Genomic DNA, 9,609 nt, shown 5'->3' with positions numbered 1-9,609 from the left:
CCCCCCCCCCCCCCCCCCCCCCCCGCGCGGGGGGCGCCCGGCGCGACGCCGGTGCCCGGCAAGGAGCTGGTCGCCCGGCTGATCGCGAGCGGCCTGCGCGTGAAGGCGCGCGCCGGCACGCCGTTGGCCGCGGCGAACGCATGCAGCTCGTCCAGCGACGCGTCGCTGACCAGGTGCGACCACAACATGCCGTGGGCGGGCCATGCCGGGGGATCGATCAGGACCGTCATACAATGATTGTAGGAACCGGAGCCGAATTGACCGGCTGGCCGGGCCTCGGGTAAAGTAGACCGTTGGTGTGTGCCGGGTGTTGTCCCGTACCACCGTCATGGTTTTCTGAGAGCCGCCACCGCCTCGAGCGTGTGGGCAGGACTCGACAGTGATCCCCAGAACAGTGAAGAGCAGGACCAGGTCCGGGCTGAAACGCCGCCGGGAGCTGTTCCCCGACGAAAAAGGTACGTGAAAGTGGTTTACGCAGTTGTGCGCGCCGGTGGCCGGCAGGAGAAGGTCGAGGTCGGCACCATCGTGACGATGGACCGCATCAAGGCCCGCGAGGGCGGCACCGTCGAGCTGGCTGCCGTGCTGCTGGTCGACGGCGACACCATCACCTCGGACGCCACCGCGCTGTCCAAGGTCAAGGTGACGGCGGAGGTCCTCGGCGACCTGCGCGGCCCGAAGATCGTCATCCAGAAGTTCAAGAACAAGACCGGCTACAAGAAGCGCCAGGGCCACCGCCAGGAGCTCACGCGCGTCAAGATCACCGGCATCAAGTAGTCGACTCACGGACCTCGAGGAGAAGTAGACATGGCACACAAAAAGGGAGCGAGCTCCACTCGCAACGGCCGCGACTCCAACGCGCAGCGCCTCGGCGTGAAGCGCTTCGGCGGCCAGACCGTCAACGCCGGTGAGATCCTGGTCCGCCAGCGCGGCACCCACTTCCACCCCGGTGTGAACGTCGGCCGCGGCGGCGACGACACCCTGTTCGCCCTCTCGGCGGGCGCGGTGGAGTTCGGCACCAAGGGCGGCCGCAAGGTCGTCAACATCGTGGCCGCCGAGGCCTGAGCCTCCGCGCCACCAGCAGCAGTCTCCGGATGGGCGGGCTGCGGCCCGCCCATCCGCCGTTTCAGACACCGTAGGGAGCACCACCATCATGGCGACGTTCGTGGATCGCGTGACGTTGCATCTGCGCGCCGGCAACGGCGGCAACGGGTGCGTCTCCGTGCGGCGGGAGAAGTTCAAGCCGCTCGCCGGCCCTGACGGCGGCAACGGCGGGAACGGCGGCGACATCGTCCTCGTCGCCGACCCGCAGGTCACCACCCTCCTGGGCTACCACCGCCACCCGCACCGTTCGAGCGACAACGGCGGCTTCGGGATGGGCGACCACCGCAGCGGCCACACCGGCGAGGACCTCGAGCTCCCCGTGCCGGTCGGCACGGTCGTCAAGAGCCCCGACGGCGACGAGCTCGTCGACCTCAGCGAGCCCGGGATGCGCTTCGTCGCGGCTCCCGGCGGCGTCGGCGGCCTCGGCAACGCGGCCCTGGCGACCCCCAAGCGCAAGGCGCCCGGCTTCGCCCTGCTCGGAACCCCCGGCTGGGAGGGCGATGTCGTCCTCGAGCTGAAGACGGTCGCCGACGTGGCGCTCGTCGGCTACCCGTCCGCGGGCAAGTCGAGCCTGATCGCGGCGCTGTCGGCCGCGAAGCCGAAGATCGCGGACTACCCCTTCACGACCCTCCACCCGAACCTCGGCGTCGTCCAGGCGGGCGACGTCCGATACACGGTCGCCGACGTCCCCGGCCTCATCGAGGGCGCGAGCGAGGGCAAGGGCCTGGGCCTCGAGTTCCTGCGGCACGTCGAGCGCTGCTCGGCCCTGCTGCACGTGCTCGACTGCGCGACGCTGGAGCCCGGCCGCGACCCGCTGAGCGACCTCGACGTCATCCTCGGCGAGCTCGCCGCCTACCCGGTGCCGGAGGGGCAGCTGCCGCTCCTGGAGCGCCCGCAGCTGATCGCGCTCAACAAGATCGACGTTCCGGACGGCCGCGACCTGGCCGACTTCGTGCGGCCCGACCTCGAGGCGCGCGGCTACCGCGTGTTCGAGATCTCCACGGTCAGCCACGAGGGCCTGCGTGCGCTCTCCTTCGCCCTCGCCGAACTCGTCGAGCAGGCTCGCGAGCAGCAGGCGCAGGAGGATGCGGTGCGTCCCCGCATCGTCATGCGCCCGAAGGCGGTCGACGACAGCGGCTACGTCGTCAAGGTCGAGGGCGGCTCCGAGGGCCCGGTCTACCGCATCCTGGGCGCGAAGCCCGAGCGCTGGGTCGCGCAGACCGACTTCGCCAACGATGAGGCCGTCGGCTACCTGGCCGACCGGCTCGCCAAGCTCGGCGTCGAGGACGCGCTGGTCAAGTCCGGCGCCGTCGCCGGCTCGACCGTGGTCATCGGCCGCGACAACGGCGTGGTCTTCGACTGGGAGCCGACCCTGACCTCCACCGCCGAGCTGATCACCTCGCCGCGCGGCACCGACGTGCGGCTCGACGGCAACCAGCGCCCGACCCGCAACCAGCGCCGCGAGGACTACTTCGAGCGGATGGACGCCAAGGCGGAGGCCCGTGCCGAGCTGCTGCGCGAGCGCGAGGCCGGCCTCTGGCAGGACGACACATACGACGACAACGCCGGCAGCGAGGCGGGGGAGACCGACCGGGCATGACCATCGACGACCGCAGCCAGATCCCCGCCGCCCGGCGCATCGTCGTCAAGGTCGGCAGCTCGTCCATCAGCGGCGAGAACGCGGGTCAGATCGGGCCGCTCGTCGATGCCCTCGCCGAGGCGCACGGGCGGGGCACCCAGGTCGTCCTGGTCTCCTCCGGCGCCATCGCGACGGGTATCCCGTACCTGGCGCTGGACGGCCGCCCCTCCGACCTCGCCACGCAGCAGGCGGCCGCGGCCGTGGGCCAGAACGTTCTCATCTACCGCTATCAGGACAGCCTCGACCGCTACGAGATCGTCGCCGGCCAGGTGCTGCTCACGGCGGGCGACCTGGAGAACCCGACCCACCGCAGCAACGCGCGGCGGGCGATGGAGCGGCTGCTCGACCTCCGCATCCTCCCGATCGTGAACGAGAACGACACCGTCGCGACGCACGAGATCCGGTTCGGCGACAACGACCGCCTGGCCGCGCTGGTGGCGATCCTGCTCGACGCCGACCTCCTCGTCCTGCTCTCGGACGTCGATGCGCTGTACACCAAGCCGCCGCAGGAGGCCGGCGCCGAGCGCATCGAGCACGTCGCCTTCGACGACGGCCTCGAGGGCGTCACGATCGGGGCGACCGGGCTCTCCGGGGTGGGCACCGGCGGTGCGATCACGAAGGTGTCCGCCGCACGGCAGGCGGCCGAGCACGGCACCGCCGTGGTGCTGACGGCGACGACGCTCGTGGCGGAGGCGCTGCGCGGCGAGGCCGTCGGCACGTGGTTCGCCCCGGCCCCGGTCGCCGCCTCCGACGCCATGACCTTCCCCGTGCCCGCGTCCTAGACTGAAGGCATGTCCTCGACCATCGCCGCCCCCGTCTCGCTGGACGACAGGCTCGCCGCCGCGAAGCGCGCCTCCCTCGCGCTCGCCACCGCGACCACCGACCGCAAGGACGCCGCTCTGCGCGCCATCGCGGACGGGGTGCTCGCCGCCTCGACCGAGATCACGGCGGCGAACGAGCTCGACCTGGCCAACGGCCGCGAGAACGGGCTCTCCAGCGGGCTGCTGGACCGGCTGTCGCTGACCCCGGCCCGCCTGCAGGGGCTCGCGGACGCGGTGCTGCAGATCGTCGGACTGAGCGACCCGGTCGGCCAGGCCGTGCGGGGGAGTGCGCTGCCCAACGGCGTCCACATCACGCAGGTGCGCGTGCCCTTCGGCGTCGTCGGCGCGATCTACGAGGCCCGGCCGAACGTCACCATCGACATCGCCGCGCTCGCGATCAAGAGCGGCAACGCCGCGGTCCTGCGTGGCGGCAGCGCGGCGATCGAGACCAACCGCGTGCTCGTCGCCGTGATCCAGAAGGCGCTGGCCGCGACCGGACTCCCGCCCGACGCCGTGCAGACCATCGACGACTTCGGCCGCGAGGGCGCCGCGCAGCTGATGAAGGCCCGCGGCCAGGTCGACGTGCTGATCCCGCGGGGGAGTGCTGACCTCATTCGCACGGTCGTCACCGAGTCGACCGTGCCCGTGATCGAGACCGGCGCCGGCGTGGTGCACATCGTGCTCGATGAGACCGCCCGCGAGGACTGGGCGGTCGACATCGTCCGCAACGCCAAGGTCCAGCGCCCGAGCGTCTGCAACGCGGTGGAGACGCTGCTCGTGCACCGCGCCGCGGCCGACCGCCTCCTGCCGCCCGTGCTCACCGCCCTGACCGAGGCCGGCGTCACCATCCACGCCGACGAGCGGTCGCTGCCGTACGCGGCCACCGCCTCCACCTCGACCGTGCCGGCGACCGACGAGGACTGGGCGACGGAGCACATGAGCCTCGACATCGCCGTGAAGGTCGTCGACGACCTGGACGAGGCGATCGAGCACATCCGCCGCTACTCCACTCAGCACACCGAGTCGATCATCACGAACGACCTGGCCAACGCCGAGCGCTTCCTCGCCGAGGTCGACTCCGCGGTCGTGATGGTGAACGCCTCCACCCGCTTCACCGACGGCGGCGAGTTCGGCTTCGGCGCCGAGGTCGGCATCTCGACGCAGAAGCTGCACGCGCGCGGACCGATGGGGCTGCCCGAGCTGACGAGCACGAAGTGGGTCGTCCGCGGGTCCGGCCAGATCCGCGGCTGAGCGGCCACTAGACTGAATCGCGGGCCACGCCCGGAAAGGAATCACCGATGTCTCACCTGACGACCGTCCTCGCCGCCGCGGAGACCCATGTCGACCTGCCGATCCCCGCGTGGGCGTTCGGCGCGATCGCCGCCGCCGTCTTCCTGGTCCTCCTCTTCGTGGCCTGGAGCTACAAGGACGTCGCCAACCGCCACGGCCACCGTGCCGCCCCCGACGCCGCGACGCACGCCGGCGCCCCGGGCGCCACCCACCACGGCACCGGCCACCCGACGCAGGGACACTAGTCCTCGCGACGCATGGAGCTGACGGAGAAGAGCCGCCCCCGCATCGGCGTGATGGGCGGCACCTTCGACCCCATCCATCATGGCCACCTGGTCGCCGCGAGCGAGGTCGCGCAGTCGTTCGACCTCGACGAGGTGATCTTCGTGCCGACCGGGGAGCCCTGGCAGAAGGGCGAGGTCACGGAGGCGGAGCACCGCTACCTGATGACGGTGATCGCCACGGCCTCCAACCCGCGCTTCACGGTGAGCCGGGTCGACATCGACCGTGAGGGGCCGACCTACACGCGCGACACCCTCCGCGATCTGCACGAGGAGCGGCCGGAGGCTGAACTCTTCTTCATCACGGGCGCGGACGCGATCGCGCAGATCCTCAGCTGGCGCGATGTGGACGAGCTCTGGAAGCTCGCGCACTTCGTTGCTGTGAGTCGTCCGGGACACGACTTGAGTATTTCTGGATTGCCGCAGCAAGACGTAAGCTTGTTGGAAGTTCCGGCCCTGGCGATCTCGTCGACCGATTGCCGGAGCCGGGTGAGCAGGGGATTCCCGGTCTGGTACCTCGTACCCGACGGAGTGGTCCAGTACATCTCCAAACACCACTTGTATCGGAGCGTGGCATGACTTTGTGGCCTGATCAGCCCAACGATGCGAGCGCGCAGCCGCAGACCAGGCGTCAGGCGCGCGAGAAGGAGCGCACCGCCGCGCGCCGTGCCGGCACCGCCGAGCCCACGCCGGCCGGCGAGATCCCCGAGATGACCTCGACCGCGGGCTCCGCCCAGCAGGCGGGCGAGGCGCGCCAGGCCGCCGACGCACGGCAGCAGCAGTCCGCGCCCGAGCGTCCGGCCATCCCCGCGACCGCCTTCGCCGAGCCGCTCGTGTCCCCGCCGTCGCGCCCGTCCGGAGCCGCGGCCGGTGGCCAGAGTGCTGCCGCCCAGAGTGCACCCGCGCAGAGTGCTCCCGTGCAGAACGGTGCCGCGCAGAGCGGTTCCGCGCAGCGGCCCGCTGCCGGTTCGCCGGGCGGTCTCTTCCAGCGCGCGTCCGATCCGAAGGTCGCCGAGCCGGTGACGCAGCCGGTGTCCGTGCTCAAGACGGAGAAGCCGGCGGCCTCCTCCTCCTCTTCGACCGCGCCGGAGCGCACGCTCACCCGTCGCGAGCTCCGCGCGATGCTGCAGGCGCAGGAGGCCAATCAGGCCAGCCAGGCCCCGCAGATCGCGGAGCCGGTCGTGCCGGTGTCGTTCACGTCGCCGCAGCAGTCGCCGAGCGGGCAGCAGTCGTCGAGTGCGCAGCAGCCGCCGAGTGCGCAGCAGCCGTCGAGTGCGTCGACCCCGGCGGACGCCGCATCCGCGTCCGAGAGCACGCCGCTCTCCAGCGCCGCGAAGTCGGCCTGGCCGTTCGCCCCGCTGACCCCGTCCGCGGCGCCGGCCACGGCCTCCGCCGCGCACGGCGACCGCACCGACACCAGCGTGACGCAGAGTCCCGCCGCCGAGTCGCCGTTCACCGCGTTCGGGCTGTCCACCCCGGCGCCGCAGCCCGCCGCCGCTCCGGCACCGGCCGCCGCACAGCCGGCCGCCGCACAGCCCGCCACCGCCGCGGGCCGCGACCAGGACGCCGCGCAGGAGCGTCGCCCCTTCACGCCGCCGACCGGCCACTGGTCGACGGCCGCCGAGCTCGACGACAAGAACGAGCCGATCATCTCGCGGAACGTGGGCCAGTCCACGGCCGCGACCACGACCAACGCGCTCATCCTGCCCGCGATCCCGCAGCCGGACGCGACCGCGCCGCTCACGAGCACGGGCGAGATCCTTGTCACCGGGTCGATCGACCTGCCGCGCGGGATGGGGGCGACCGGGGCCAACCCGCAGCACCTCGACTCGTCCGACATCGACCGCCTGCTCGACAGCGAGGAGAACGAGTTCAACACCTCGGAGGTGGCGCCGGTCCGCGCGTCGCGCGCGATCAGCAGCCACACCTCCACCCGCGGCGTGATCACCCCGCCGAAGAAGCGCGGCAACACGCTTCCGGTGGTGCTCATGGTCACCGCCGGCGTGCTCGCGGTGGGTGTCATCGGCCTCCTCATCGCCGCCTACGTGCTGAGGGTGTTCTGATCTCCCGGCTCGTCGCACCCCGTCCCGTACCCGTCACCGCCCCGCGACCGGAGGACCGCTCGTGACCGCATCCCCGCACGCCCTCGAACTGCTGCAACTGGCGGCCACGGCCGCCGACGCGAAGGGCGGCGAGGACCTCGTCGGCCTCGATGTGTCGGGCCCGCTGCCCCTGACCGACGCGTTCCTGCTCGTCACCGGGCGCGTCGAGCGCAACGTCGTCGCCATCGCGAGCGAGGTGGAGGACCGGCTCAACGACGCCGGCGTCCGAACGCTCCGCCGCGAGGGCAAGGCCGAGGGGCGCTGGGTGCTGCTCGACTTCGGCGACCTGGTCGTCCACGTCTTCCACGAGGAGGACCGGATGTACTACTCGCTGGAGCGGCTCTGGAAGGACTGCCCCGTCATCCCGATCCAGCTGCCCGTGCCGGAACGAGCCGAGTAACGGCACTCGGCGTTCTCCCGGTTCCACCTGAGAGTTCTCTCATGCTGGGCCGGTTCACTGGACCCATGAAGTGTCCTACCGACAACGCCACCCTCGTCATGAGCGAGCGCAGCGGCATCGAGATCGACTACTGCCCCGAGTGCCGGGGCGTCTGGCTCGACCGCGGCGAACTCGACAAGATCATCGAGCGGGCCGGCTCGACCTCCGCACCCGCCCCGCAGCAGCCGGGCTTCGCCCAGCAGCAGGGGTACGGCCAGCAGCACCAGGCGCCGGTGCCGCCCGCCTACCCGCAGCAGTCGTACCCGCAGCAGCACGGCCAGTACCCCTACAAGAAGAAGCGCGAGAACTGGCTCAGCGAGCTCTTCGACTGACCCGACTCCACGCGCGGGCCGCGACGCGCCCGGCCCGCGCGCCCGGTTTCGTTTCGCGCCGCGCGATGTAGTACGATCGATGAGTTGCTTCGGGAGGCCGAGGAAACGCCTCACGGGTAAACCGTACGGGTCTGTGGCGCAGTTGGTAGCGCACCTGCATGGCATGCAGGGGGTCAGGGGTTCGAGTCCCCTCAGATCCACCATCAGAAGGCCGATCACCGCGAAACGCGGGGATCGGCCTTCGTCGTTTCCGGCCCCTGCCATCGGCGGCGACGGTCGTCAGCTCGGCGTCTGGATCCACGTGTGCCAGGGCGAGACGCGGCCGACGAAGGCCATCGCGTCGAAGGCGGCGCGCGCCTCCACCGGCTGCAGCTCGTCGCCGTTGCGCGTGCCGGTCGTCGCATCGAGCAGCGTGGCGGCCTCGCCCGTGACGCCGCGGAGGTCGACGAGGAACGGATCGGACGAGAACGCCGCCAGCACGCCGTCCAGCGTCGACGGCTCGGCGGGCCGCAGCGGCTGGATGAACGGTGTGGAGTGACCGGGGCGGTCCTCCGGCCGCGGCCGGTGCAGCCACGCCGCACCGCCGTCGAAGGCGCTGCCGATGACGACGTAGTCGCCGCCGAGCCGATCGGCGAGGTGTTCGCCGACCGTGGTCATCGGCGAGGTGACGAACGGCGGCGCGAGGAACGGCCGCTTCTGCACGTGCCCGTTCGCCGCGCCGATGACGATGCGCGGCTCGCGGCGCAGGATCCACTCGACCGTGTCGGCCATCGCAGCGTCGCGGAGGTTGGCTCCGGGCCACGTGCGAGTCGGGCCGGCAGTCATCGCGGCGAGGAAGGCGTCGGTGGCCTGCGCGACCTCGGCGGCGCGCAGCGCGGTCTCGACGCGCTCCTCGCCGGCGACCGCTCGGAACTCCGGGCGTCGAGCGCGCACGCGCCACACCAGGTCGCCGATCCGTGCCGTCAGCTCGCGCCGGGCGGCCTCCGGGAGCGCCAGGTACGCCTGGATGCTGATCGCTGCCTGGGCGATGCCGGCACGATCCCGCGGCAGGTAGTCGAAGAGGGGGAGCAGCGTGCTGCGGACATGCGCCGCGTACTCCGCGTCGAGGTCGTCGAGCAGCGCGAGGGCCGTCTCCACCGCCGAGCGGGCGCTGGAGGCCGAGTCGGCGACGTCCATGCCGTAGAAGCGCAGCGGGAGGCCGGCCACGAGGCGCTGCTCGCGCATCCAGGCGAGCTGGTCGAGTTGCTCCTCGCATCGCCCGAAGCCGTACGAGATGCCGCGTTCCAGAACGCCGCGCACGCCCGGGCCGCCCGCGCGGATCCACGCGTCGACGACCGTGCCCTCGGGGAAGCCGCTCTCGAGCACGAGAGCCGTGAACCCCGCGCGGCGGGCCAGGAAGCGGAACACGCGGTGCCGCAGCTGCAGGAACTCGTGTCCGCGGTGCATCGACTCGCCGATCGCCACGACGCGGGCGTCGCCGACGATGTCGAGGAGAGGCTCCAGATCGGCGTCGTCGTCGGTGTCGGGGTCCAGCGAGGACAGGCGGGACGCGTGCTCGCTCAGCCAGGGCGTGAGGGCGTTCGGGTCCGCGCCCTGGCTGAGCG

General features: G+C 71.8%; 12 protein-coding genes and 1 tRNA gene. 11 read left to right on the top strand and 2 right to left on the bottom strand.

Features of this window, described 5'->3' with window-relative positions:
* Positions 1-230 (bottom strand): DUF4031 domain-containing protein (locus ACR9ZG_RS16160; protein ID WP_481285873.1); only part of this gene is annotated, 230 nt, incomplete at its 3' end.
* 235 nt (positions 231-465) lie between these two features.
* On the opposite strand from ACR9ZG_RS16160, the gene rplU reads away from it, so the two are divergent.
* The 11 genes from rplU to ACR9ZG_RS16105 all read left to right on the top strand — a co-directional run bounded on the left by rplU (position 466) and on the right by ACR9ZG_RS16105 (position 8,208).
* Positions 466-774, top strand: coding sequence for a 50S ribosomal protein L21 (gene rplU, locus ACR9ZG_RS16155; RefSeq protein ID WP_481285872.1), 309 nt, complete (start codon positions 466-468; stop codon positions 772-774).
* Between the two features lie 30 nt (positions 775-804).
* Positions 805-1,062: a 50S ribosomal protein L27 gene (gene rpmA, locus ACR9ZG_RS16150; RefSeq protein WP_301208715.1), complete on the top strand. Its 258-nt coding sequence runs from the start codon at positions 805-807 to the stop codon at positions 1,060-1,062.
* 88 nt (positions 1,063-1,150) lie between these two features.
* Positions 1,151-2,701 (top strand): GTPase ObgE, encoded by a 1,551-nt coding sequence (gene obgE / locus ACR9ZG_RS16145; RefSeq protein ID WP_481285871.1) that lies wholly within the window; start codon positions 1,151-1,153, stop codon positions 2,699-2,701.
* Entirely contained in the window at positions 2,698-3,522 is an 825-nt protein-coding gene (proB, locus tag ACR9ZG_RS16140) for a glutamate 5-kinase (protein WP_481285870.1), read from the top strand. The genes obgE and proB overlap by 4 nt, the downstream gene beginning before the upstream one ends.
* A gap of 9 nt (positions 3,523-3,531) precedes the next feature.
* Entirely contained in the window at positions 3,532-4,812 is a 1,281-nt protein-coding gene (locus ACR9ZG_RS16135) for a glutamate-5-semialdehyde dehydrogenase (RefSeq protein WP_481285869.1), read from the top strand.
* Positions 4,813-4,859: 47 nt separating this feature from the next.
* On the top strand, positions 4,860-5,096 hold the full coding sequence (locus ACR9ZG_RS16130; protein ID WP_481285868.1) for a hypothetical protein: 237 nt from the start codon (positions 4,860-4,862) through the stop codon (positions 5,094-5,096).
* Positions 5,097-5,108: 12 nt separating this feature from the next.
* The gene (nadD, locus tag ACR9ZG_RS16125) at positions 5,109-5,711 is read left to right on the top strand and encodes a nicotinate-nucleotide adenylyltransferase (RefSeq protein ID WP_481285867.1); all 603 of its coding nucleotides are present in this window, start codon (positions 5,109-5,111) and stop codon (positions 5,709-5,711) included.
* The gene (locus tag ACR9ZG_RS16120; protein WP_481285866.1) at positions 5,708-7,195 is read left to right on the top strand and encodes a hypothetical protein; all 1,488 of its coding nucleotides are present in this window, start codon (positions 5,708-5,710) and stop codon (positions 7,193-7,195) included. Before nadD ends, ACR9ZG_RS16120 begins: the two co-directional genes overlap by 4 nt.
* A 61-nt stretch (positions 7,196-7,256) precedes the next feature.
* On the top strand, positions 7,257-7,634 hold the full coding sequence (gene rsfS, locus ACR9ZG_RS16115; protein WP_481285865.1) for a ribosome silencing factor: 378 nt from the start codon (positions 7,257-7,259) through the stop codon (positions 7,632-7,634).
* Positions 7,635-7,699: 65 nt separating this feature from the next.
* Positions 7,700-8,005: a TFIIB-type zinc ribbon-containing protein gene (locus tag ACR9ZG_RS16110; RefSeq protein WP_481285864.1), complete on the top strand. Its 306-nt coding sequence runs from the start codon at positions 7,700-7,702 to the stop codon at positions 8,003-8,005.
* 127 nt (positions 8,006-8,132) lie between these two features.
* Positions 8,133-8,208, top strand: a tRNA-Ala gene (locus ACR9ZG_RS16105).
* Between the two features lie 76 nt (positions 8,209-8,284).
* On the opposite strand, the gene ACR9ZG_RS16100 is transcribed toward ACR9ZG_RS16105, so the two are convergent.
* A partial coding sequence (locus ACR9ZG_RS16100) for an erythromycin esterase family protein (protein WP_481285863.1) occupies positions 8,285-9,609 on the bottom strand: 1,325 nt, incomplete at its 5' end.

The organism is Leifsonia sp. KNZ12-8B (assembly GCF_056755495.1).
This window is presented reverse-complemented; position numbering and strand designations above follow the sequence as displayed.

Bases quoted from the DNA above. Each gene is read 5' to 3' on its own strand.
- proB (WP_481285870.1), top strand. From the start codon at position 2,698: ATGACCATCGACGACCGCAGCCAGATCCCCGCCGCCCGGCGCATCGTC.
- ACR9ZG_RS16120 (WP_481285866.1), top strand. From the start codon at position 5,708: ATGACTTTGTGGCCTGATCAGCCCAACGATGCGAGCGCGCAGCCGCAG.
- ACR9ZG_RS16110 (WP_481285864.1), top strand. From the start codon at position 7,700: ATGAAGTGTCCTACCGACAACGCCACCCTCGTCATGAGCGAGCGCAGC.
- ACR9ZG_RS16130 (WP_481285868.1), top strand. From the start codon at position 4,860: ATGTCTCACCTGACGACCGTCCTCGCCGCCGCGGAGACCCATGTCGAC.
- nadD (WP_481285867.1), top strand. From the start codon at position 5,109: ATGGAGCTGACGGAGAAGAGCCGCCCCCGCATCGGCGTGATGGGCGGC.
- obgE (WP_481285871.1), top strand. From the start codon at position 1,151: ATGGCGACGTTCGTGGATCGCGTGACGTTGCATCTGCGCGCCGGCAAC.
- rpmA (WP_301208715.1), top strand. From the start codon at position 805: ATGGCACACAAAAAGGGAGCGAGCTCCACTCGCAACGGCCGCGACTCC.
- ACR9ZG_RS16135 (WP_481285869.1), top strand. From the start codon at position 3,532: ATGTCCTCGACCATCGCCGCCCCCGTCTCGCTGGACGACAGGCTCGCC.